Source organism: Nocardia sp. CY15, assembly GCF_009829295.1.
Lineage (GTDB): Bacteria > Actinomycetota > Actinomycetes > Mycobacteriales > Mycobacteriaceae > Nocardia > Nocardia sputi.
In genome coordinates this window covers 1,004,327-1,028,361 of the sequence record NZ_VUOT01000001.1, presented here as the reverse complement: position 1 = coordinate 1,028,361, position 24,035 = coordinate 1,004,327, and the positions used below count along the sequence as shown (strand labels likewise).

Annotated in this window: 18 protein-coding genes; 13 read left to right on the top strand and 5 right to left on the bottom strand. The window is 68.8% G+C overall.

Annotated elements, in window-relative coordinates; genetic code table 11:
* Window positions 1-64 precede the first annotated feature (64 nt).
* The 6 genes from GVY39_RS04935 (at window position 65) to GVY39_RS04910 (ending at window position 8,125) form a co-directional block, all read left to right on the top strand.
* Entirely contained in the window at window positions 65-1,318 is a 1,254-nt protein-coding gene (locus GVY39_RS04935; RefSeq protein WP_236565282.1) for an MFS transporter, read from the top strand.
* 353 nt (window positions 1,319-1,671) lie between these two features.
* Window positions 1,672-3,135, top strand: a complete 1,464-nt coding sequence (locus tag GVY39_RS04930; RefSeq protein WP_159921285.1) for a NarK/NasA family nitrate transporter — start codon at window positions 1,672-1,674, stop codon at window positions 3,133-3,135.
* Between the two features lie 28 nt (window positions 3,136-3,163).
* A complete protein-coding gene (gene nirB, locus GVY39_RS04925) occupies window positions 3,164-5,689 on the top strand; it encodes a nitrite reductase large subunit NirB (protein WP_159920715.1) in 2,526 nt (841 codons plus the stop codon).
* A 64-nt stretch (window positions 5,690-5,753) separates the two neighbouring features.
* A complete protein-coding gene (gene nirD, locus GVY39_RS04920) occupies window positions 5,754-6,155 on the top strand; it encodes a nitrite reductase small subunit NirD (protein ID WP_159920717.1) in 402 nt (133 codons plus the stop codon).
* Window positions 6,156-6,161: 6 nt separating this feature from the next.
* Window positions 6,162-7,403, top strand: coding sequence for a uroporphyrinogen-III synthase (locus GVY39_RS04915; protein WP_159920719.1), 1,242 nt, complete (start codon window positions 6,162-6,164; stop codon window positions 7,401-7,403).
* Complete coding sequence (locus GVY39_RS04910; RefSeq protein ID WP_159920721.1) at window positions 7,400-8,125, top strand: sirohydrochlorin chelatase; 726 nt, start codon at window positions 7,400-7,402, stop codon at window positions 8,123-8,125. Before GVY39_RS04915 ends, GVY39_RS04910 begins: the two co-directional genes overlap by 4 nt.
* 181 nt (window positions 8,126-8,306) lie before the next feature.
* Here GVY39_RS04910 and GVY39_RS04905 read toward each other — a convergent pair whose 3' ends face one another.
* The gene (locus GVY39_RS04905; protein ID WP_159920723.1) at window positions 8,307-9,071 is read right to left on the bottom strand and encodes an SDR family oxidoreductase; all 765 of its coding nucleotides are present in this window, start codon (window positions 9,069-9,071) and stop codon (window positions 8,307-8,309) included.
* 468 nt (window positions 9,072-9,539) lie between these two features.
* Between GVY39_RS04905 and GVY39_RS04900 the strand changes: the two genes are divergently transcribed.
* Window positions 9,540-12,395, top strand: a complete 2,856-nt coding sequence (locus GVY39_RS04900; RefSeq protein WP_159920725.1) for a TIR domain-containing protein — start codon at window positions 9,540-9,542, stop codon at window positions 12,393-12,395.
* Window positions 12,396-12,434: 39 nt separating this feature from the next.
* Here the strand turns inward: GVY39_RS04900 and GVY39_RS04895 are convergent, their stop codons facing one another.
* Window positions 12,435-13,448, bottom strand: a complete 1,014-nt coding sequence (locus GVY39_RS04895; protein WP_159920727.1) for a GlxA family transcriptional regulator — start codon at window positions 13,446-13,448, stop codon at window positions 12,435-12,437.
* 141 nt (window positions 13,449-13,589) lie between these two features.
* On the opposite strand from GVY39_RS04895, the gene GVY39_RS04890 reads away from it, so the two are divergent.
* Window positions 13,590-14,501 (top strand): NAD-dependent epimerase/dehydratase family protein, encoded by a 912-nt coding sequence (locus tag GVY39_RS04890; protein WP_159920729.1) that lies wholly within the window; start codon window positions 13,590-13,592, stop codon window positions 14,499-14,501.
* A gap of 22 nt (window positions 14,502-14,523) precedes the next feature.
* Here the strand turns inward: GVY39_RS04890 and GVY39_RS04885 are convergent, their stop codons facing one another.
* Window positions 14,524-15,405, bottom strand: coding sequence for a sigma-70 family RNA polymerase sigma factor (locus GVY39_RS04885; protein ID WP_159920731.1), 882 nt, complete (start codon window positions 15,403-15,405; stop codon window positions 14,524-14,526).
* A 239-nt stretch (window positions 15,406-15,644) separates the two neighbouring features.
* Between GVY39_RS04885 and GVY39_RS04880 the strand changes: the two genes are divergently transcribed.
* The 4 genes from GVY39_RS04880 to GVY39_RS04865 all read left to right on the top strand — a co-directional run bounded on the left by GVY39_RS04880 (window position 15,645) and on the right by GVY39_RS04865 (window position 19,105).
* Entirely contained in the window at window positions 15,645-16,817 is a 1,173-nt protein-coding gene (locus GVY39_RS04880; protein WP_159920733.1) for a serine hydrolase, read from the top strand.
* A 34-nt stretch (window positions 16,818-16,851) separates the two neighbouring features.
* The gene (locus GVY39_RS04875; protein ID WP_159920735.1) at window positions 16,852-17,298 is read left to right on the top strand and encodes a DoxX family protein; all 447 of its coding nucleotides are present in this window, start codon (window positions 16,852-16,854) and stop codon (window positions 17,296-17,298) included.
* 49 nt (window positions 17,299-17,347) lie between these two features.
* Window positions 17,348-17,857, top strand: a complete 510-nt coding sequence (locus tag GVY39_RS04870; protein WP_159920737.1) for a carboxymuconolactone decarboxylase family protein — start codon at window positions 17,348-17,350, stop codon at window positions 17,855-17,857.
* Between the two features lie 270 nt (window positions 17,858-18,127).
* Entirely contained in the window at window positions 18,128-19,105 is a 978-nt protein-coding gene (locus tag GVY39_RS04865) for an alpha/beta hydrolase family protein (RefSeq protein WP_159920739.1), read from the top strand.
* Window positions 19,106-19,123: 18 nt separating this feature from the next.
* Here GVY39_RS04865 and GVY39_RS04860 read toward each other — a convergent pair whose 3' ends face one another.
* Window positions 19,124-21,304 carry a hypothetical protein gene (locus GVY39_RS04860; RefSeq protein ID WP_159920741.1) on the bottom strand — a complete coding sequence of 727 codons (2,181 nt, stop codon included), beginning with the start codon at window positions 21,302-21,304 and terminating at the stop codon, window positions 19,124-19,126.
* A 508-nt stretch (window positions 21,305-21,812) separates the two neighbouring features.
* Between GVY39_RS04860 and GVY39_RS04855 the strand changes: the two genes are divergently transcribed.
* Window positions 21,813-22,142, top strand: coding sequence for a TfoX/Sxy family protein (locus GVY39_RS04855; protein ID WP_159920743.1), 330 nt, complete (start codon window positions 21,813-21,815; stop codon window positions 22,140-22,142).
* Between the two features lie 6 nt (window positions 22,143-22,148).
* On the opposite strand, the gene GVY39_RS04850 is transcribed toward GVY39_RS04855, so the two are convergent.
* Window positions 22,149-23,852, bottom strand: coding sequence for a metallophosphoesterase (locus GVY39_RS04850; protein WP_159920745.1), 1,704 nt, complete (start codon window positions 23,850-23,852; stop codon window positions 22,149-22,151).
* Window positions 23,853-24,035: the final 183 nt, after the last annotated feature.

Sequence of the window (24,035 nt, the reverse complement as noted above, 5' to 3'; positions counted from 1 at the left end):
TCGACAGAGTACCGCCCATCACAAATCGTTGCCGCGCATCATCCGGTCATCCTATGATTTCTCGGTGACTGCGACTATTCCGGAAACAGCGCCCGGCCGGGAATCCGTCCTGGTCGAGCGCCGTCGACGTGCGTTGACCGAGGGCCGTCTGCTGGTTCTCACCGCCATCGTGATGTCGGCGCTCACCCTGCGGGTCGCGGTCACCGCGTACAGTCCGCTGGCCGAGCGGATCGGCGCCGAGATCGGTTACGGCGCTGCGGTCGTCGGCGTCTTCGGCATGATCCCCACCGCGATGTTCGCGTTGTCGGGACTGCTCACGCCGATCTTGGCGGTCCGGCTCGGGCTGGAGCGCACGGCGCTGACGGCCATGCTGATGGCCGGCGCGGGCATGCTGATCCGGGTGCTGATGTCGGGCACCGCCGAACTGCTCGTCTTCTCGGCCCTCGCGCTGGCGGGCATGGGCATCGGCAACGTGGTGATCCCGCCTCTGGTCAAGCGGTACTTCCCGGATCGACTCGCGGTGATCAGCTCGCTGTACATCGTGATGGTGCAACTCGGCACGGTCGTGCCCGCCTTCGCCGCGGTCCCGCTCGCGGATGCGCACGGCTGGCGCGTCTCGCTCGGTGTGTGGGGCCTGCTCGGCTTCGCCGCCGCGGTGCCTTGGCTGGCGGTGCTGCGCGGCAGACGCGGACATGACGGCGCGGACATGACCGCGCTGCCGGGACAAGCGCCGGATACCGGGCGCGTGTGGCGCTCACCGATCGCCTGGGGGATGGCGGGCATGTTCGGCATGACCTCGCTCACGACCTATGCGATGTTCACCTGGTTGCCGAAGATCCTGACCGAGGCGGGCGCGAGCGCCGCGTACGGCGGAGCCATGGTGGGGCTGTTCGCCGTGGTCGGCTTGGTCGCCGCCCTCACCGCGCCGACCCTTGTCGCCCGGTTCGGTAATCCGTTCCCGGTGGTGGTCGTGTGCGCCGTGCTGTTCTTCGTGGCGTTCGCCGGGCTGCTCACCGCGCCGATGGCCGCCCCCATCCTGTGGGTCGTCGTGCTCGGCCTCGGCCCGAGCACCTTCCCGATGGCGCTGACCCTGATCAACTTGCGCACCCGTACGCCCGCCGGGTCGGCGGCGCTGTCCGGCTTCACTCAGGGCGTCGGCTACGCGGTGGCCTGTGTGGGGCCGCTGCTGTTCGGGGTGCTGCGCACGGCCACCGGCGGGTGGCTCATCCCGTTCGGGATGCTCGGCGTCGCGGTGCTGGTGTTGCTCGCGGGCGCCTGGCAGGCGTGCAAGCCGCGCCTGCTCGAAGACACGTGGTGACATCCCGGCGCGATCGCGATGCGCGGGAATCTCACAACTCGGGTTGCGGGACTGTGCGAACCGGGTGAGGATGTGCGCATGAATTCGCGCCGCCAGTAGCGCGCGTCACACCTCACCGATCGCATTATTCGATATCGGCCTTTTTGTGACGGACGGAAACCGTTGTGTCACATGCCTGAAACATTCGATAGAAACTCACCCCGGTGCGGCGGTAATCGTGAGCAACCGTTGATTTCACGGTCATTTCACGCAGCATTTCGGCAATACCCATTTCCTACCGTGGGGCCAACCGACTTTGGGAGGCCCCGTTGAGCACGCTGACGCGTAACCGTCTGGAAGCGCTGGGACGGACTATGTTCCGCAGGCCGCGCATCGAGCACTGGGACGCCGAGGATGTCGCCGCCTGGGAAGCAGGCGGCAAGGACATCGCCAGGCGCAACCTGATCTGGTCGGTCTTCGCCGAGCACGTCGGGTTCTCGGTCTGGTCGATCTGGTCGGTGATGGTGCTGTTCATGCCCACCGACAAGTTCGGCATCGATCCGGCGGGCAAGTTCTTCCTGGTCGCGATGCCGACGCTGGTCGGCGCGTTCCTGCGGATTCCCTACACCGTGGCGACCGCGCGCTTCGGCGGGCGCAACTGGACGGTCTTCAGCGCGCTGATGCTGCTGATCCCGACCCTGCTCACGCTGTATTTCGTCAACCAGCCCGGCACCTCGTACACGACGTTCCTCGTGGTCGCGGCCTTCGCCGGCTTCGGTGGCGGCAACTTCGCCTCCTCGATGACCAACATCAACGCGTTCTACCCCCAGCGGCTCAAGGGCTGGGCGCTGGGCCTGAACGCGGGCGGCGGCAACATCGGCGTCCCGGTGATCCAGCTGATCGGCCTGTTCGTCATCGCGACCCTCGGCAACGAGTACGCCTCGTTGATCTGCGCGATCTACCTGGTGTTCATCGCGATCGCCGGCGTGGGCGCCGCGCTGTACATGGACAACCTGCCCAACCAGAAGGCCGACCTGTCCTACATGATCACGGCTTTGAAGGTGCCGCAGTCCTGGGCGATCGCGTTCCTCTACATCGGCACCTTCGGCTCGTTCATCGGCTACAGCTTCGCCTTCGGGCAGATCCTGCAGATCAGCTTCCGGGCGGGCGGCGACAGCGTCGCGCAGGCCACGCTGCACGCCGCGCAGATCGCCTTCCTCGGCCCGCTGCTCGGTTCGCTGGCCAGGCCCTACGGCGGCAAGTGGGCCGACCGTATCGGCGGCAGCCGGGTCACCCTCTACGTCTTCGGCGCCATGATGGCGGCGGCCGTGCTGGTCACCGGGGCCAGCATGATGGCCGACAACAACAACGGCGTGGCCAGCGGCGCGGTGATGACCGCCCTCGTGGTCGGCTTCATCGCCCTGTTCGTGCTCTCCGGCATCGGCAACGGGTCGGTCACCAAGATCATCCCGTCGGTGTTCGAGGCCAAGTCCAGGAGCCTGGACGCCACCCCGGACGCGCGGGCGGCCTGGTCGCAGAACACCTCCGGCGCGCTGATCGGATTCGTCGGCGCCATCGGCGCGCTCGGCGGCGTGGCCATCAACTTGGTGCTGCGTTCCTCATACGCCTCGACCCAGTCGGCCACCACCGCGTTCTGGGTGTTCATGGCCTTCTACGTGGTCTGCGCCCTCGTGGTCTGGGCGGTCTTCCTGCGCCGTCCCGGCGTGCGCGGCGTCGCCACCGAGTCCGATGTCGTCACCGAAGCCGAGACGTTCGTCCTCGAAGCAGAAGCAGGCCGCTCCCAGTCCCCGTCCGCCGGCTCGTCGGCCCGCGCCTGACCCCCGATCCAGTCCAGGAGGACCCCAGATGAACCCCACAGTCGCTCGCAAGACCGCGGTGGTCGTCGGCCATGGCATGGTCGGGCACCGGTTCGTGGAGGCGCTGCGCTCGCGCGACACCGAAGGCCACTGGCAGGTGATCGTGCTCAGCGAGGAGCAGCTGCCCGCCTACGACCGCGTCGGCCTGTCGTCCTACGTCGGCGCCTGGGACGCGAGCGCGCTCGCGCTGCCCGGCAACGAGTACGCCGGTGACGAGCTGGTCGAGCTGCGACTGGGCCAGCGCGCCGAGTCGATCGACCGGGCGGCGCGCAAGGTGACCACGTCGGCAGGCGACATCCTCGCCTACGACGCGCTCGTGCTGGCCACCGGCTCCTACCCGTTCGTGCCTCCGGTGCCCGGTCACGACCGACCGGAGTGCTTCGTCTACCGCACCCTCGAGGACCTGGACGGCATCCGCGCCGCCGCCGAGGCCGCCGGACCCGGCGCGGCCGGCGTGGTGGTCGGTGGCGGACTGCTCGGCCTGGAGGCCGCGAACGCGCTGCGTCTGCTCGGGCTGACCCCGCACGTGGTCGAGTACAACACCCGGCTGATGCCCGCGCAGGTCGACGAGGGCGGCGGCGCCATCCTGGAGCGGCTGGTCACCGACCTCGGCCTGCACGTGCACACCGGCGTCGGCACCTCCTCGATCGAGGGGGCGGGCACGGGCGTGAAGGTCACCCTCTCCGACGAGACGGTGATCGAGGCCGGGCTGGTGGTGTTCTCCGCCGGTGTCCGCCCGCGCGACCAGATCGCCCGCGACGCGGGGCTGGAAGTCGGCCCGCGCGGCGGCATCATCACCGACCTCGGCTTGCAGACCTCCGACCCGAACATCTGGGCCATCGGTGAATGCGCCGCCGTTGAGGGCGTGTGCTACGGCTTGGTCGCGCCGGGCTACAGCACCGCCGAGATCGTGGCCGACCGCCTCGTGGGCGGCGCGGGCGAGTTCCCTGGTGCGGACATGTCGACCAAGCTCAAGCTGCTGGGTGTCGACGTGGCCAGCTTCGGCGACGCGCACGGCGTCACCGAGGGCGCGCTGTCGGTCGTGCTGCACGACGCGGCGAAGGGCACCTACGCCAAGCTGGTCGTCTCCGATGACGCGAAGATCCTGCTCGGCGGCATCCTGGTCGGCGACGCCACCGCCTATTCGGCGCTGCGCCCGCTGGTCGGCCGTCCGCTGCCCGCCGAACCGGCCGCGCTGATCTCGCCCGCCGGCGCGGAACTGGGCGCCGACGCGCTGCCCGACGACGCGCAGATCTGCTCGTGCAACAACGTCTCGAAGGGCGCGATCTGCGGGGCGATCGCGGACGGCGCCTGCGACGTCCCGGCGATCAAGAGCTGCACCTCCGCCGGAACCTCCTGCGGCGGTTGCGTTCCCATGCTCAAGAAGCTGCTCGAGCAGTCCGGCGTGGAGATGTCGAAGGCGCTGTGCGAGCACTTCGAGCAGTCGCGCGCCGAGCTGTTCCAGATCGTCCAGGTCACCGGCATCCGCACCTTCTCCGGCCTGCTCGCCAAGTACGGCAAGGGCGCGGGTTGCGACATCTGCAAGCCGACCGTCGCCTCCATCCTCGCCTCCACCTCGAGCGATCACATCCTCGACGGCGAGCAGGCCGCGCTGCAGGACACCAACGACCACTTCCTGGCCAACCTGCAGAAGAACGGCACCTACTCGGTGGTGCCCAGGATGCCCGGCGGCGAGGTGACCGCCGAGCAGCTGATCACCATCGGTGAGGTGGCCAAGGAATTCGGCCTGTATGTGAAGGTCACCGGCGGCCAGCGCATCGACCTGTTCGGCGCGCGCGTCGAGCAGTTGCCGCTGATCTGGAAGCGGCTGGTCGAGGCGGGCATGGAATCCGGGCACGCGTACGGCAAGTCGCTGCGCACCGTGAAGAGCTGCGTCGGCTCCACGTGGTGCCGCTACGGTCAGCAGGACTCGGTCGGCATGGCCGTGCTGCTGGAGAAGCGCTACCGCGGCCTGCGGTCGCCGCACAAGCTCAAGCTGGCGGTCTCCGGCTGCGCCCGCGAATGCGCCGAGGCGCGCGGCAAGGACGTCGGTGTGATCGCCACCGAGAACGGCTGGAACCTCTACGTCGGCGGCAACGGCGGCCTCACCCCGAAGCACGCGGTGCTGCTGGCCGGTGAGCTCGACGACGAGACGCTGATCAAGTACATCGATCGGTACCTGATGTTCTACATCCGCACCGCCGACCGTTTGCAGCGCACCGCCCCGTGGCAGGAGGCGCTGGAAGGCGGCATGGATTACCTCAAGCAGGTGATCTGTGAGGACAGCCTCGGCATCGCCGAGGATCTGGAGACGGCGATGGCCCAGCATGTCGCCGGCTACCGCGACGAGTGGGCCGCGGTGCTGGAAGACGAAGAGAAGCTGTCTCGCTTCGTGTCGTTCGTCAACGCCCCGGAGGAAGCCGATCCGACGATTTCCTTCGACGAAACCGGGGAGCGGAAGGTTCCCGTCCTGCTCGGACTGCCGGAAGTCCCGGTCGCCACGCAGGGGAAATGACCGCTTAACCGCTTGGAAACAGAACGTCGGTACCAATGAGTAAGGCGTTTGGAGGATGACACCGATGACCGTGATCGATACCCCCGGCATCGCCGCAGCTACCACCACAGGGTGGACGCAGGCATGCCGTCTCGACTACCTGATTCCCGGCCGCGGCGTTGCGGTGTTGCTGAAAGGCGGCCGTCAGGCCGCCCTGTTCCTGCTGGAGAACGGCATGCTGTATGCCGTCGGCAATATCGATCCGATCGGCCGGGCGGCGGTTATGTCGCGCGGGATCGTCGGCGATCGCGGCGGGGTGCCCGTCGTGGCCTCGCCGCTGCTGAAGCAGGCTTTCTCCCTGGTCGACGGGCGTTGCCTGGACGACGAATCGGCGATGCTGCCGGTGTACGCGGTGCGCGTGGACGACGGCATCGTTTCGATTTCCAACGAGCCGGTGTCCACCGCGCTCGCGTCCTCGGATGGATGAACGCCAATGACAACAGTTGACGCGGGCGAAAGCCTGGCCGGATTCACGGTGGGTATCACGGCGGCCAGACGGGCGGAGGAGTTCGCCACGCTGCTGGAACGGCGCGGCGCGACCATCGTCTCGGCGCCGGCCATCCGGATCATCCCCCTGTCCGACGACAACGAGCTGGAGCGGGTGACCAGGCAGCTGGTCGCCGATCCGCCGCAGATCACCGTGGCCACCACGGGAATCGGCTTCCGCGGGTGGATGGAGGCTGCCGAAGGCTGGGGCCTGGCCGAGGACTTGCGCGCGACGCTCGGGACCACCCGGATGCTCGCCCGCGGCCCGAAGGCCAAGGGCGCCATCCGCGCCGCGGAACTGCGCGAGGAATGGTCGCCCGCCTCCGAGTCCTCCGCCGAGGTGCTCGATCACCTGCTCGGTGAGGGCGTGGAGGGCGTCCGGATCGCGGTGCAGCTGCACGGCGCCACCACCGAGTGGGAGCCGGTGCCCGACTTCTGCGAGGTCCTGCGCTGCGCGGGCGCCGACGTCGTGCCGGTGCCGGTGTACCGCTGGGTGCCGCCGGAGGACCAGGGGCCGATGGACAACCTCATCGAGGCCATCGTCACCTCCGGCATGGACTGCGTCACCTTCACCAGCGCGCCCGCCGTGGCGTCGATGCTGATGCGCGCCAAGGAAACCGGGCTGCTGGAAGGGTTGCTGTACGCGCTGCGCGGTCGGGTGTTGCCCGCCTGCGTCGGCCCGATCACGGCGGCGCCGCTCGAGGAGCTCGGGGTGCCCACCTCGATGCCGGGCCGGGCCCGGCTGGGTGCGCTGGCCCGCCACGTCGCCGAGGAACTGCCCCGGCGCGCCAACCGGATTCACGCCGCGGGACACATCATCAGCGTGCGTGGCGCGTGCGTGGTGGTGGACGGTCAGGTGCGTCAGCTGGCGCCCGCCCCGATGGCCCTGATGCGCTCGCTGGCCCGCCAGCCCGGCCGGGTCGTCTCGCGTGAGGACTTGCTCGCCGCGCTGCCCGGCGGCGGGGATGACACGCACGCGGTGGAGACCGCCATCGCCCGTCTGCGCGCCGGACTCGGCACGCCGAAAGCGATTCAGACCGTGGTCAAACGCGGGTACCGGCTCGCGCTGGACCCGGCGGAATGTACCGACAACAACCCCAGGCCCACCGCGACAGGAGGACCGCAAGTGCCCGGCGTCGGAATTCCGACCCGGGCACCTCGGTACATCCAGGCTGCGGGGAGCTGGTGACCGCTCCCGCCCTGGTGCTGGTGGCCCACGGGACCCGCAGCACCAAGGGCGTGCAGATGATCGCGGCGCTCGCCGAAGCCGTGACGAAGCAACTCGGGGAGAGCCCGTGGGTGCGCACGGCATTCGTCGACGTGCTCGGTCCTTCGCCGTCGGAAGTGCTGCGCGATCTGGTGACGCCGACCGGGGAAACCGTTCCCGCCGTGGTGGTTCCGGCGTTCCTGGCCTCGGGTTATCACGTCTACCAGGATGTGCCGCGCGAGGTGGCCGACAGCGCCCATCCCGCCGTGGCGGTCACGCCCGCCATGGGGCCGGATCCGGCGCTGGCGCGGATCATGGCGATGCGGCTGCGCGCGGCGGGCTGGACGCCCGGTGACGCGGTGGTCTTCGCCGCCGCGGGCTCTTCGGACGCTCGTGCCCGCCAGGATGTCCGGCGCGCGGCCGCACTGCTGGCCGAGCGCCTCGGTTCCGCGGTACGTATCGGCTACGTCGCGACCGGTGCGCCGCGCGTGCCGGACGTGGTCGCCGAACTGCGCGCGGCGGGGGAGCGCCGGGTCTTCGTCGCCTCCTACCTGCTCGCACACGGCTTGTTCCAGCAGCGCCTGCGCGAGGCGGGCGCCGACGGCGTCGCCGAGCCCATCGGCGTGCACCCGGCGGTGGTCCGGTTGATCGCCGACCGCTACCGGGTCGCCGCGGGCGAGATGGTCCGGGCGCGGGCGCACTGAGCAGTACGCGTATGGGGCAAACGTGCCTCAGCGGAGGGTTGCAGGTGCGCGGGATCGTGGAGAGCGCCTGGCACTGCGGGCTGGACCGTCGCACCCTGGTGTGATTCGACCGTGGATGTCGCGATCGGCCTGGTGGTTCTCGTCGCGTCGGCATCCGGTGTGATGCGCCACGCCGATGCTCCTACTCGGCGGTGTAGGCGTTCGTGGGATTCGAAGCGACGAATTCCGCCCAGGTCTGCTCGCCATCGGGATGATCCGGACAGGTGTTCACCCCCGCCCGGAAAGCGCGCCCGACCCGTCCGGGCACCGGCAGCGCGACGATCCGGCGCGGACGCCGCCGGGCGTCCCGCCACACCCGAGCCAGCTGCGCCATCGTCAGCACCTCCGGACCCCCGAAGTCGGGAGCACGACCGAGCGGACCGCCCTCGACCAACTCGGCGATCCGCCCCGCCACGTCAGCGGCAGCGACCGGTTGGAAACGGAAGCTCGACGGCAACGGCGCCACGGGCCACCCTTCGACGGTCTGCAAGACGGCCCCGAGCAACTCGTGGAACTGGGTCGCCCGCAGGATCGTGTGCGGCACACCGCTGTCGATAATCGCTCGTTCGCAGGCCACCTTGTTGCGGTAATACCGGAACGGAATGTCATCGATCCCGACGATCGACACGTAGAGCAGGTACCGGACCCCGCGTGCGGCCCGGAGCAGATTCTCGGTCTGCGCTATATCCGGTCGGCCCATGCGACGGGAATCGGAGGCCGCGTGCACGACCACCTCGGTTCCGGCCACAGCCTCCGCCACGCCCGCGCCGCTGCGCAGATCCCCGATGTGTGTGCCCGCGCCCGAGCGACGTGAAAGCACCCGCACCTCGTGGTCCGCTTCACGCAACCGAGCGACCACGAGCCTGCCGAGCGCACCGGTTCCGCCGGTGACGAGAATTTCGGCCATGCACCATCATTACCGGTGACGCCCGGCGGCATGCGGGAGGTCGCTGTCACTGGTGAGTCGCTCGGAGCGTGATAGCCCAGCCGCCGAGGCGCTGTCTCGGTCGCTACCCTGCCAATTCGTGGTCGCGTGCCCCCCAATCAATTGGGGGATAGGCCCGAGACCCCCATTGCTGGTACCAAGTTGGGTGCGACAGTTGGATAGTCGCCACGGCGCCGCGGGAATCTCGACAATCGGGAGGGGGCCTTATGCCCGTGCAAGGACCGATTCCGCGTCGGGGGTCGGCTGAGACATCCGCAACGTGGGTGCTGGAGCTGCCGTGGGCACGGTAGCCGGAATATGCTCCGTCGCGCGGGCGCAAGGAAGTGCAGCGCCTACGTCGATGGATGCGACCGACCGCATTCCCGGTGAGCCGCGCCCAGGCGCGGTAGAGCGCGAGGCGAGTTCGTGAGCGTGCTGCGTCGAAGGCGAATGACGCGTTCGGACACCGGGTACGGGGCCTTCCTGTCCTACAGCGGTGACCGAGACCGGGCCTTGCTTCCCTCGGTACAGAACGCGATCGAGAAGCTGCCGCGACCGTGGTACCGCTTTCCGCGGATGCGTGTGTTCCTCGACTACAGCGGCGTCTCGATCGGTCCCGAACTGTGGGGCAAGATCGTCGCCGGTCTGTCGCGTTCGAAGTGGCTCGTCGTGATCGCGTCCCCCGAGGCTGCCCGGTCGGCGTGGGTCGACCGGGAGATCGAGTGGTGGCTGGCGAATCGATCTCCCGAGACGATCCTGCTGGTTCTCAGCGCCGGTTCTCTGGAGTGGGACGAGCAAGCAGGCGACTGGGACCGCGCCCGCTCGACCGCGCTGCCGCCGCGTCTGTTCGGGGCCTACGCCGCAGAGCCGGTATACAAGACGATCAAGTGGCGCGAGGGCGCGGACGGAGTCCCGTACCCGGACATCGACGCCATCGCGGTGAGCATTGCCTCGGTGGTCCGCGGCGTCTCCGAGGCGGACGTCAAGTCCGAGGGCTACCAGCAGACCAAGCACAACTTGCGCTGGGCGCAGGCCGCCATCGTCACGTTGGCCATGATGCTGGTCTCGGCGCTGGTCGCAGGGTTCGTTGCCTGGGTGCAGAGCAATCGCGCCGAGGAGCAGGCAGGGATCGCCACGGCCCGGCTCATGGCTTCTGTCGCCGACACCAGACTGACCACCGATGTTCGCGCGGCCCTGCTGCTGGCCGTCGCGGCATACCGTCTCGACCCGAGCCCGCGCCACCATGCCGCGCTGCTGCGGGCGAATCTGGCCAGTCCAGGCGTCGCCCGGTACGTTGCCGCGCCCGCGGACGTCGCTGTCCTGCGCAGCAGCGCCGACGGCCGAACCGTGGTCGCCGGACTCGCCGACGGGCAGGTGGTGACGTGGGCGCCCGGTGATCCGGCGACGACTCCCGTCGCGGGCTTGCCCGGCCGGATTCGGTCGGTGGCCGTCGCCGCGGACGGCCGGACCGTCATCGCCACCGATGGTGTGTCGACCACGTTGTGGCGCGGGGATTTCGGCCGACGCGATTTCGGCGCGCCGAATCAGCGCAGCGCCGATGTCGTCGCGATCTCCGAGTCCGGGAAGTTCGGCGCGGTCCACCGGAGCCATACCGACGCGGCCGGGAGCTTCGAAGGTGCGGTCGATGTCATCGACGCGCTGTCCGGAGGGGTTGTCTCCTCGCATCCGACCGGCCGAGAGATGCGGAGCATGGTATTTCCCGACGACACGACGTTGCGTCTGCTCGACACCGGCGGCCACGTGCGAGAGATCTCCCTGCGAGACGGGGCTGTCGCGGACATCTCACCCCTGGATGCGGACTACGTTTGCGGTGTCGGACAGAAGGTCGGAGAACTGTCGGCCGACGGGTCCTCGTTCACGTGTGGAGTCATGCCCGGCCTTCCGGTCCCGGTGTTCCGGCTGCGCGCGACCCCGGATGCTCCTCGCCCGGAGGACGGGTACGCCGGTGTCGCCATGCCCAGCCGCTGGTCGCCCGCCGTGCTCAGCCGCACGGGACGCACGGCAGCGGTGCCCAGCGACGGCCGTGGCTTCTATGTTGCCGACGTGACGGCCGGCATCAAGCCTCCGGAGCCGCCGCCGCTGATCACCGGCGCCGCCGTAGATTTCGACCGAGCGCTACTGCGGTTCCTCGGAACTTCCGAAACGCGGCTGGTGTCGGCCTCCGGGCCGCTGATCACCCTGTGGGACCTCGAGCAGCGTGACCGCCTGGCGAAATCCATCGCCGTGCCGATCGTCAAAGGATGCAACTCTTGTGAGCCCAGCTTGTCCCTCTCGCCGGACGGGCGCACCGCTGTGATCGAGGGTCAGCACAAGAATCCGGATACAGCCGTGCTGAACAGCGACGTGGTGATCATTCAACAACTCGGACCGGACTCGTCCCAGCAGCACCTCATACCAGGACTGTCCGCCACTCCCGCGTGGCGACCGGACGGCACCGTGCTGGCTCTCGCCGCGAATCCCGTCTCCGGCGCGGAACGTCGCGTACCCGCGCGCAAGCCAGAGGTGTCAACGCCGTTCGAGGTGGCGGTCCTGTCCTCTCCGCCCCCGTATCTACGCGTCCGCGCGGCCGGAGTATCGCCCTCTTCGCCCACCGCGGTGTCGATGGACAGCAGCGGCAGGGTGTACGTGCACAATTTGGCGACCGGCGGTATCGAGACGGAATCCCTGCTGGCAGGCGGCGCGGTCGACTCCGACGAGGCTCAGGAAGCGGTGATCGACGCGACCGGTGAGTGGCTGGCTGTGCGCGATGCCGACCACATCTCGGTCTACGACTCGTCCGAACGGCAGAGTGCGCACGATCTCGAGGGCAAGGACGTGCAAGCGATGCTGTTCGCCGGACCGCATCTGCTGATCCGCAGACAGGACAGTATCGAAATCTGGGATCGGACCGGCTCCATCCGTGAGCGGACGATTCCCTTCCGCGGCACTCGGGGCGCGACCTCGCAGCTTTCCGCCGCGGCGGACGCGGCCGTGGTCGTCGCGACAGACCAGGCAGGCTACTCGACGCTTTTCGCGGCCGACGGCACGAATCTGGGGGAGATAGAGCCCGATTCCGTCTGGCACGTCCAATCCGCTGTCGCCTTGTCCCCTGATGGACGGCGTCTCGTGACGGTAAGCCCCGGTCCCGAATTCTCCGGGGGCGCCGATGGCACGCTGATCGAACGCGACATCTCGCCGGAGGGCTTGATTCGGACCGCTTGCGCGCATGCCGCCACCGATCTCACCGACGCCGAGTGGGACGCCCTGATAGGGATCGCGCGTCCTGCCGAAGCCCGCTGTCCCTGAGGTGCACAGCCGTAGGTCTGAAGGGTGAAGCGACCCCGATCAGCTGCTAGGGGTTGCTCGTGGGAGGTCGGACTCAGCGGACCATTTTTCTTTCGTGTTCTGGTGCGCCGGTGAGCGGGTGAAGGACGCGCGATAGCTGCTCGGCGGCACTCCGACATGTCGAATCATGTGCTGGCGCAACGACTCCGCCGAGCCGATGCCGCTGTGCCTGGCCACCTGGTCCATCGGCAGCGTGGTGGATTCGAGCAGTTCCCTGGCGCGTTGCAGGCGCTGGAGCAGCAACCATCTCTGCGGGCTCATACCGGTCTCCTCGTGGAAGCGGCGAGTCAGCGTTCGGACGCTGGTGCGCGCGTGTCCGGCCAGGTCGTCCAGCGACAACGGGGTGTCGAGTCGTCGCAGCGCCCATGCGCGGGTATTGGCCAGGGTCACGCCCTTCTCCGCGGGTATGGGCGCGTCCACGAACTGAGCTTGCCCGCCGGGGCGCACCGGGGTGACGACGGCGGCTCGGGCGGCGGCGTTCGCCACCGTCGCGCCGTAGTCGGCGCGGATCAGGTGCAGGCACAGGTCGATCCCGGCCGCCGCGCCCGCGGCGGTGGTGATCGGGCCGTCCTCGACGAACAGCATGTCGCTGCGGACCGACACGTCCGGATGGTTCGCCGCCAGTTCGTCGGCCAAGGCCCAATGCGTGGTGGCGGTGCGGCCGGACAGCAGGCCGGCTTGCGCCAGGACGAAGGCGCCGCTGCAGATCGAGGTGACGCGTTTGCCCGCGGCCACTGCGCGACGCAGGGCGGTGAGCGTGGCGACGTCGGCATCGGCGCGGCTGCCGGTGCTCGGCACGACGACGGTGTCCGCTTCCTCGATCGCTTCCAGGCCGCGGGAGACCACCACGTCGAATCCGCCCAGGCCCGCGGGCAGTACGCCGGGCACGGCCGTGCACACCACGATGCGGTAGCCGGGTCGGCCGTCCACCATGGCCGCGCCGAGCACCGTTTCCGGCATGGCGAGGTCGAAAGCCTTGACCGGGGGAACCGCGACGACGGCGACAGTCTGCATGGCCTGATCCTTGGGATAGTTGGCAATCCGGCCAGTAGCCTACCCGACCGCGCGGCGGCAGGCTGAGTAGCACGCGATCAGCGAACGGTATGCGCTCCGGCGCTGGTCGTGTGAATGCTGTTGTAGTAGAGAGGAATTCGCATGCGTTCGCATGTCATCGTCGGTCGCGGAGCTACCGCTTCGGCCACCGCGAAGCTACTCGCCGAGTCAGGCGACCGGGTACGCATGGTCAGTCGCAGTGGCGCGGGCCCCGAGAACCCGAGCATCGAGCGCGTGGCGCTGGACGCGGTCGACACGGCCGCGCTGGCCGCACTCGCCGAGCAAGCCGACACCGTGTTCAACATGGCCATGCCCGCGTATCACACTTGGCCGCAGACCGTTCCGCCGCTGTTCGGGTCCATTCGCGCCGCCGCGGAACAGGTCGGCGCGACTTACGTGATGTTGGGCAACCTGTACGGCTACGGTCCCGCCGACGGCCCGCTCACCGAGCAGTCGCCGCTGGCGGCCACGGGACCGAAAGGCCGCGTACGTGCCCGGATGTGGCAGGAGGCCGAACGGGCCCACCGCGCGGGTCGCGTGCGCGCCGTCGAAGTGCGGGCCGGGCAATTCGTGGGCGCCGGCGCCGCCTCGCTGTTCTCGATACTGGCCGAGCCGAATATCCGCGGCGGCCGGTTGGCGTTGCTGCCCCAAGCGCTCGACCTGCCCCATGCCTACACCGCGATCGGCGACGCCGCGGCGGCCGCCGTCGCGGTCGCGCGCGACGAACGCGCCTGGGGGCGCGCCTGGCACGCGCCCACCATCACCGCGACCGTGCGCGAGCTGGCCGGACGATTCGCCGCGGCGGCCGGTGCGCCCGAGCCGCAGCTGGCGGTCATGAGCGATCGCGAGCTGGCGCTGCTGGCGATCACCGACCCGTTCTGGGGCGAGCTGTTCGAGACCTACCACATGTCGCACGCGACCTTCACCGTCGACGACTCGGCCATCCGCGACACGTTCGGCTTGAAGGCGTCCGACCCGGACGAGGTGTTCGCGGAGGTCGTGCGCGCCGCTTGACCGATCGAACAGCCGATTCGCCTTATCCGAGGACTGCGGTCAGGTCCAGGTGCGCGAGTCGGTCGTGGTCGGCGAGGATGTCGATGGCGGTGATACGGCCGCCGACGACAGTGAAGCTCATGATCGAGAACGGGGCGCCGTCGAGGGTGTTGACCAGTCCGGCGACGCCGTTGACGACCGCCGGGTTGACGGTGCAGAGGGTGGCCATGCGCTGGAAGGTTTCGGCTTGCCCGGCGACGGCTGTCGCGCCCCGGATCACGCGCATCGCCTCGCCGGCGTCGGCGCGCAACACCACGTCGGGGTCGAGCATTCGCAGTAGTTCGTCGAAATCTCCACCGCGTGCGGCGGCGAGGAAGGCATCGACGACGCGGCGTTGCCGGGACAGGTCCGGGTCGGGGCCCGGTGTCGCGCCTCGGACCCGGCGCCGCGCCTGGCTGGCCAGCTTCTTGGCGGTTTGCGGCGTGCGATCCACGATGGGCGCGATCTGTTCGTACGGCATGGCGAACATGTCGTGCAGGACGAAGGCGAGTCGCTCGGCCGGGCTCAGCGATTCCAGCACTATGAGCAGCGCCAGTCCCACCGAATCGGCGAGCAGCGCTTGTTGTTCCGGGCCGGGCGTGGTCTCGCTGGTGATCACCGGGTCGGGTAGGTGGTGGGCCTCTAACGGTTCCTCGTGGCGGCTCTTGCGTGCCCGCAGCATGTCCAGGCAGACCCGTCCGACGACCGTGGTCAGCCAACCGCCCAGGTTGCCGACGCCGGCGGCGTCGGTGCGGGCCAGGCGCAGCCATGCCTCCTGAACCGCGTCGTCGGCTTCGGTGAGCGAGCCGAGCATCCGGTAGGCGACCGACCGCAGGTGTGTGCGGTGCTCTTCGAACCGGTCGGCCAGGAACTGCTCATCGTGCACGGGATCCTCCTCGATTTCTTCCCGAACCGATGACGAACCGGCGACGGAAAACGTGACCCTATCCCTTCGCCGGTCCGTCGTGCGGCCTGGCCGACCCGTCGGCGAGATGCGCGGCCGAAGGGCTCGCCAGCGCTTCGACCAGGAGTTCTCCGTGCTGCGGTCACAGTCTGTTCCCGCTGTACGTCAGTGCACCGGAACACGATCCGCAAAGCCGGGCAACTGTCGAAGGGAACAACACTGTGAACGCGATCGAAGTACACGGCACCGTCGCCGAGGGCTACGAACAGGTGCGTGCCGAGTTCGCCACCGTGGTCGCCGAGGAGAACGGGGAATCGGGCGCGCAACTGGCCGCGTTCGTCCGCGGCCGCCAGGTGGTGGACCTGTGGGCGGGCGCGGAGGTCACCGGGACCACACTCACCGGCCTGCACTCATCTACCAAAGGGGCCGCGGGCCTGGTGATGGCGCTGCTGATCCAGGACGGGGCTCTCGACGTCGACAAGCCGGTCGCCCACTATTGGCCGCGGTTCGCAGCCGCGGGCAAGGAGCGCATCACGGTGCGAGACGTGCTCGTGCACCGAGCCGGGATCATCGGGGTCGACGGTGGTTGCACCGTCGCGGAACTGGCTGACGAGCAGATCATCGCCGAGCGGCTGGTGGAGCAGCGGGCCTACTTCGCGCCGCGCACCGTGCACGGCTACGGCGGGTTCGTCATGTACGCGATCCTGGGTCAGGTGGTGCGCGCGGTCACCGGAAGCACCATTCAGAAACTGTTCGAGCAGCGCGTCCGCGCCCCCTATGGGCTGGACGTATACCTGGGTCTGCCCGAGGAACTGGATCACCGGTACCTGCCGATCCTGCCGTGGCGGGCGACGCCGGAGATGGAAGCGGCCTTCGCCGCGAACTCACCGAACCCGCACAGTATGGCCGGGATCTCCTACAACCTCAACGCGCGCGGCTTCACCGCCGCCGACGTCATGGCGCTGCCCAACGACACGAAAGTGCGCCGCCTCGGGCAGGGTTCGGCCGGCGGCGTCGGCAGTGCGCGCGGCCTGGCGCGGATGTACGCGGCGGCCACCACCGGCGTCGACGGACGGCCACCGCTGTTGTCCCTGGAAACCATCGCCACCATTTCCGCAGTCCATTCCAGCGGCGCGGACTTGGTGCGCGGGAACCGCGCACCCTACACGTTGGGATTCGAGGCCAAGAGCCTGCTGCATCCGTTCCTCGGCGTACACGCCTTCGGGCACACCGGCTCCGCGGGCTCGGACGGATTCGCCGATCCGCACAGCGGTCTCACCTACGGCTACACCCGCCACCGCGCGGCGTTCGCGTTCAACGCACCCGAGAACGGACGGCTGGCCGCCGTCCTGCACCGCGCCGTGACCGACACCGACGTCGCGTCGGCCGCCTGACTCCCCTCCATCGACCATCAGGAGCGACACGAACATGTCCACTCACACCACCTCGAAAATCCGCACCCGCGGCGTGAAACTCGCGCGCTGGGTTCCCGTGGCCGCCGTGCTGGCCGAGACCGCGGTCGGCGCGTACTGGGACCTCGCGCGGATCTCCTATGTCCGTGAGTCGTTCGACCACCTCGGCTACCCCATGTACTTCGCGACCATCCTCGGCGTCGCCAAGACCGCAGCGCTCGCGGCGATCCTCACGCCAGGCCATCCCCGCACCAAGGAATGGGCCTACGCCGGACTGGTCTTCGTCTACGGCGGCGCCGCCGCGTCCCACGTAGCCGCCGGTGACGGCCCGGACAAGTGGGCGATGCCGCTGTTCTTCGCCGTCGCCACCTTCGCCGCGCGCGCCTGGCTGCCGCAGGGCGGCTCCACCACAGCCGCCCTGCGCGCACTCGGCGGCTCCCGACGCCGGCCCCAGTACGCCTGACCGATCACACCAACCACAGATTCACCCCGAGAGATAAGGAAACCGGACCATGAACGCGAACACCACCACCCAGCAGCGCAGCGGCTCCCGTCTGCCCAACCCACAGCAGCTCGTCCCGGCACTGGGAGAGGTCGGCGCGGCGCTGTTCAAGGCCACCGGCACCGGAGCGATCCCGCCGGCCACGGTCAGCCTGGTCCAACTGCGCGCCGGCCAGATCGTCGGCAGCACCTACCTGGCCATCCTGCACGCGGGCAACCTGCGCACCGCCGGTGAATCCGAGGAACGCATCGCCGCGGTGGCGACTTGGCGTGACGCCCCGTATTTCACCGAGCCAGAACGCGCCGCGCTCGCCTTGGTCGAGGCCGTTCTGCAACCCGCACCGCTCGGCGAGCGAGTGCCCGACGAGCTCTACGCCCGCGCGGCCGAGTACTACGACGACAAAGCCCTGGCCACGCTCGCGATGGCCATCGGCCAGGTGAACTTCTTCGTCCCGCTGGCCCTCATCGGCAAGCCGCTGCCCGGTCGGCCGCAGGCCGAGCAGTGGACCCCCGCCTTCTGACGGTTCGACACCACCGGCCGCGGGGCCGGGTCACCCGCCCCGGCTCCGCAGCGGCGCCGTCCCTCGCCAGGTCACCGACCGCGAACGGCCGAGGACGTGCCGACGGCCGTACCGGGGCCACATCAACTGTCGTTGCTAAACAATAGCTAGATTTGAGAAAATCGCCGAGTCTCCGCTGTTCATCCCACTTCAAATGCGAATTCGTGAGCATTCGGTAACATGCTGGATGGATGCCTCGAGGGCTTGGGCGGGCGTGATAGGAACTCATTCATGTACCGGCTCCTGCGATGCCTGGTTCCACTTCTCGCGGTATGCGCCGCCTTCGTCCCGCCCACGACAGCCGCCGCCGCTCCCGGCGCTCGCATCATCGATGTGCGCTCGCTGGGCGGGCGGGAATTCGAAGTCGTAGTCCATTCGGGAGCGATGGATCGCCCCATCACGCTGTGGGTCTCGCATCCGGGTTCCGGCGCACCCGCGCTGTACCTGCTCAACGCCGTGGACGGGGGTGAGGAGGGCGGGCCGTGGCCCCGGCGCACCGACGTCGCGGCGTTCTTCGCGGACAAGCCGGTCAACGTGATCGTGCCCATGGGCGGGCGCGCCAGCTACTACAGCGATTGGTCGCGCGACGACCCGGTGCTCGGCCGGAACAAATGGACGACGTTCCTGACCAGGGAACTGCCGCCGCTACTCGCGGCCAGGTTCGGGATGAACGGCCGCAACGCCGTCGCGGGACTGTCCATGTCGGCGACCTCCGCGTTGAACCTCGCGATCGGCGCGCCCGGCCTGTACCGGGCGGTGGGCGCGTACAGCGGGTGCCCACGCGTCAGCGATCCGATGGGCCAGGCGATCGTCGCGGCGCAGCTGGCGGTGTTCGGCGCGGACCCGGCCAATATGTGGGGTCCGCCTGGTGACCCGGCCTGGTCCGAACACGACCCGATGGTGCAGACAGAGCGGCTGCGCGGTGTGGCGCTCTACATCTCGGCGGGCACCGGCGTGCCGGGACCCCACGAGACGCTCAGCGATCCGGGCATCGACGGCAACCCCGGCCGGCTGGTCGACCGGCTGCTGGTCGGCGGGGCCATGGAAACGGTGATCAACGGCTGCACCCGGGCGTTCCTGGACCGCTTGAATGCCCTCGGCATCCCGTTCACGGCGAATCTGCGCCCCGTGGGCACGCATGCCTGGACGTACTGGCAGGACGACGTGCACGAGTCGTGGCCGATGTTCGCCAGTGCGCTGGGTGTCTGACCGGGCAGCCTGTCTCCGCTACGGATTCCAGGGGTCGAGCCCCCCTTCGGGATCGAGGTGGTCGAGGTTGGCCACCCGCCTGGCCGAGCGCATCAGGGCTTCGCGGTTGATGTCGGTCGGGTTCTCGTAGTAGGCCCGAGCCGCCTCCTGATGCATGGTCGCGACCCGGTGGCCGATCGCCCAGCGGGTGTCACGGCCCGCGCCGTCCCACTCGTCCGGGGTGATCGCCGCGCGCAATGCCCGGTCCGAATGCCAGTTCTGCTCGACCCGCTGAACGAACGCCTGGTCGATCGCGGCGCCGGGGGCCGGTGCGTTGCTGTGCCGGACGAAGCTGTCCGCCGAGATGACCGCCTGGGCGGCGAAGGCGTCGTGTGCCTCGTGGCCGACGTGATTGTCCACCGCCCATGCCGCCGCGATCGCCTTCTGCAACGGTGCGAAGCTGTACGGATTCTGCGATGCGGTCGATTCCTGGACGGAGTACGCCGTCAGCGCGTGCGTGACCCGCTCGTTGGTGGCGCCGGAGGAGAGCAGGACGGAATGGATACGCGAATCGGGAACCTTGTTGTCGCGTAGCACTTTCAGAGCGCGAGAGACGCCCAGTTGGGTGTGCATGCCCCCGGCCTCCGTGGCCGCGGCGACCGCGACACCTCGCCAGTTGGTGCGGGCGAGCTGATGCTCGATGTATCCCTCTTCGCGGCTGGTCAAGATCCTGTTGGTGGAGCGTTCGATCCTGCGTCGTGCGCCGGCCAGCGGATTCAGCGGATTGACCCTTCCGCCGGCGAGCCAAGCCGTCACCGGCGAGGTGTTGATGGCGCTGAGCGTGGTGAGCGTGTTCATCAGCCCCATGCCGGGCGAGGTCTTCCCAGTGCCGCCACCACCCATGCCGAGGGCTGTGCCGCTGCTGCCGGCCGCCTTGCTCGAACTGCCCTGGATCGCGAGACCGAATCGGTTGGCGATCCAGTCGTTGCCGCGGGTCAGGCCGTTGCTGAGGCGTCTGAGCTGGAATATGGCGACGATCTCGACGGTGCCCGCGATGACGATCACCGCCATGACCTGGCCGCGAGCCTGCGCGAACAGGTTTCCCATGAAAAGAATGTAGACACCGAGAAATATGGTGTACGCCGTCATTCGCGCCGCGGCGACGAAGCTGTCCACGACATTGCGGACCAGAAATGTCTGCGTGGGGCCGTACACGAACCCGCCCGCGGCGAAGCCGAATATCGACATGATTCCGTGGTAGATCGTGTCCAGCGCGGCCTTGATGACCTTGAGCCCCAGGTACATCGCGAAGATCAGCAAGATGCCGCCGCAGGTCAACAGCATGAATCCGGTGGCGACCTGCCCCATGGACGGATTCTGGGCCTTCGCTTGCGCGGCGGCGTCTCCGCATGCCTTCATGCCGCTGATCACCCGGGCGTCGTCACCGGCCGACACCCCGGCCGACCATGCCGACCGGCAGGCGGGCCGCTGGTCGACCGTATGCCCGAAATTCCACACTTGCAGCGGCTGCCGGGCGAAGTTGTCGGCCAGATCGCTCTGCATCGTCGCCACCAGTTGGGTCGGATTCGGGTCGGAGTTCCCGTTCAAGCCCGCCGCCACCGAGATGCCCAGATCACGGCCCTGGGCCAGCAAACCGTCCGAGGACAGCACATCCGCCAGTGGCTCGGCGAGGAACAGCGGCCCCAGTAACGCCACGCCCACCATCGTCACCACCTGCATGGTGGCCTTCGCGTGATAGCCGCGCACGATGAACCACCCGACGAAGAACGCACCGATGCTCGCCGCGGTGACCAGCATGAGCGGCGTCGCGATCTGATCGGCCAGAGCATCGGCCACGCCACGCAACGCCGCGCTGAACATGTCCAGCCACCGGAAGCTCAACGCGTAGCCGATCAGCCAGATCGCCGTCGTCACGATGGCTATGTAGCCGATGAACTCCAAGCCCAGCACGGCCCACAGGATGGTGGCGCGCGGCTTGAACAGGCTTTCGTCACCGGTCGCGAAGCGATAATCCGACAGCGCGATCCCCGACGAGTCGCGAACGTTCATCCAGCTGAGTCCGTCGATCTCGGATGTCTCCGCCGTGGCGCCCGCCGCGTCCTGGGCGACGGCAAGCGCGCCGATGAAACCGGGGAACACGAATAGCGCGAATGCGGTCAGGCCGAACCAGATCGCCCTTCGCCGCCAAGGACTCGCCATGACGAGTGACCGCAGGCCGGGCCCGCCGCCGTGGATATGCCGGATTACGCGGAACTCGCGGGGGACTCGGACCGGAAGCCGTTCGGACGAGCTACGGCTGACAGTGCGGGATCGCACCGCTGGGGAGCAGATGTGCACGGAAGAGTCCTTCGTCCCGTCTTCGGGGGCGCGGTCGACTGCGAATGCTGAAACCGGTTGCACGCGAGCGGTAATGACAGTTCCCACCCGCGTCTCATGCCCTGTATTACAGACAGGTACGGAAACATCCGCTTGAACGGTCAATGACATCCAGACGGCTCGGGGGTGTACGTACGTACCTGGAGGAGCACGTTGGAGACAGTGCGAAATGCACTGGCATACAACTGTTTTCGGTAACCGATGGCTACTCGCTCGGCGGGCGGGAGCCTGTGCAGACCGTCTCGACCTCGCAGAAGTGCGACAGAGGACACGTGAACGGCCGGGATCGCGAAATCACCGCGTTGTCGTACTCCGGGCGGACAATGCCGCTATGGCATACGACGAAGAGTTGGCCGAGCGAATCCGGGAGCTGATCGCGCCCGGCCCCGAACTCACCGAGCGCAAGATGTTCGGCGGCCTGAGCTTCCTGATCAGCGGAAATATGGCGGTGGCGGCCAGCGGGCAGGGTGGGTTGCTGGTGCGGGTCGGTCCCGGCGAAGGTGAGCGGCTACTCGGTGACGCCGCGCGGCCCATGGTCATGGGCGGGCGCGAGATGGTCGGCTGGCTGCTGGTTACCGATGTCGACGACGACGAAGTCCTGCGGGAATGGGTCGAGCGCGGCGTCGCCTACGCTCGCGCGCTCCCGCCCAAGAAGAAGTAGGCCGGCTCAGGGCCGCACCTGCCGCCGGAAGAGCACGCGGTCGAATTCGCGGCCGTACTCGTCCACCGCGACCACGTCCATCTCGCTGGCGAAGACGCCCGGCCGGACGTCGACGCGCAGGAACGAGTAGTTCCGGAAGCGGACCCGCGACCACGGCGCGGCTTCGTCCTGCTTGCCGCCGCCCGGCGTCCAGACGTAGCTGTTCGGCACCGTCGTGTCCGATAACTCGTTGCCCCGGAACGATTCTCGTGAGTCGGGCTGGAATTCGTAGCGCGGGCGTCCGCCACCGCCCACGGTGTAGTAGACGGTCCCGTCGGTCTCCGGATAGACGATCGAGTTGTCGCCCGCGACCTTCGTCGCTTGCCCGCCGCGGATCGGATCGGTGCGTTCGTAGACGTGATTGTGGCCTTGCAGCACCAGATCCACGTGGTAGCGGTCGAACAGCCCGACCCACGCGTCCCGCACGCCGCCGTCGCTGGCGTGCGCTTCGGTGGTCGAATACGCGCAGTGGTGGAAGAAGCAGACGATGAAGTCGATGCCGGGGTCGGCGCGGTAGGCGGCCAGCGTGCGCTCCACCCAACTCGTCTGCGCTCCACCGGAATAGCCGGTGTTCGCGCGGATCTCGTAGGAGACGTCGTTGGCGTCCAGTGAAAGCACCGCAACGTTGCCATAGGTGAACGAGTACGCCGCCGGGCAGCCCGCCGGACCGTTGCCGGGGAAGTCCAGGCGCGCGAGATGGCCGCCGTAGCCATGTTCGCCGTACGTCGCCTCCATGTCGTGATTGCCGGTGGCGAACATCCACGGCGTCTGCGCGGCGCTGGGCTCGATGGCGTGGAAGTAGGCGTCCCAGACGTAGGGGTTGTACTTGTCGAACCCGCTCGCCGGCCGCGCTCCGTGCCGGACGAACTGTCCGGGTTTGCCCGCGCCGGAGGGGTCGGCGTAGGCGATGTCGCCGGCGAGGATGTGGAAATCGGGCCGGGCCGCGGCGATCTGGCGCAGCACATTGCTCGCGTGCGGCGCGGCCGGATCGTTGTCGGCCTTGTAGTACTTGTCGTCGTAGTCACCGGGCGCGATGCCCTCCGGCAGCGCCGGAGTCTCGTCGGTGCCCTGGTCGCCCATCATGGTGAAGCGGAACGGAAGGATCGCGGCGCGTCCGGTGGGCATCGCGGGCGCGGCGGCACGGATGTCGCCGACGAATCCCTCGGAGGTCCGCCATCGGTAGAAGTGCGGCACGCGACCGGGCAGCCCGTCCACCGGGGCGTGGACGTAGAACTGTTCGGCAGCGAGCACTCCGCCGTCGGCTGTGGGTACCTGGGTGAGCAGGTTGCGCACTTCGGCCTCGACCGTCCCGCCCAGCGCCGGCGTAGGTCCGTGGTCGAGGTACACCGTCGCGCCCGCCGGGCGTCGCGACAACTGCGCCGCGAAACGCAACTGGCTCGCCGCATCCGCACCGAAGGCCACCCGCCGTCCACCCACCGCCAGCTGCGACTCCTCGGCGTAGGCGCGCCCGCCGAACGGCGCGGCGCCGACCGCGGCGACGGCTGCGGCCGCTGCCGCGCCCCGCAGGACATTGCGCCGCGACACCGGATGACGGCGCAGGTAGGCGCGATGCCAGTCGTGCTGCTCGGCCATGGTCATGTCGGCAGCGAGATAGCCGGGAATCCCGGTGTCCGGAACGTCGCCTGCTGGATTCAGCGGTGTGGACGGCATACCGCAGATGCTGTACCGGCCGGGCGTACCTGATCAATTCGGACACCGCACCGCGGGCGGGAATACCGTCGCGACAGCCGGACTCGCCGTCGTGATCGGCGCACGGTGCGGGGCTGAACCGCCTCGGCCTTCGTCCGGGGCGGCACCGGCGCGTGTGATCGATCCCTCCCGCAGGTATGCGTG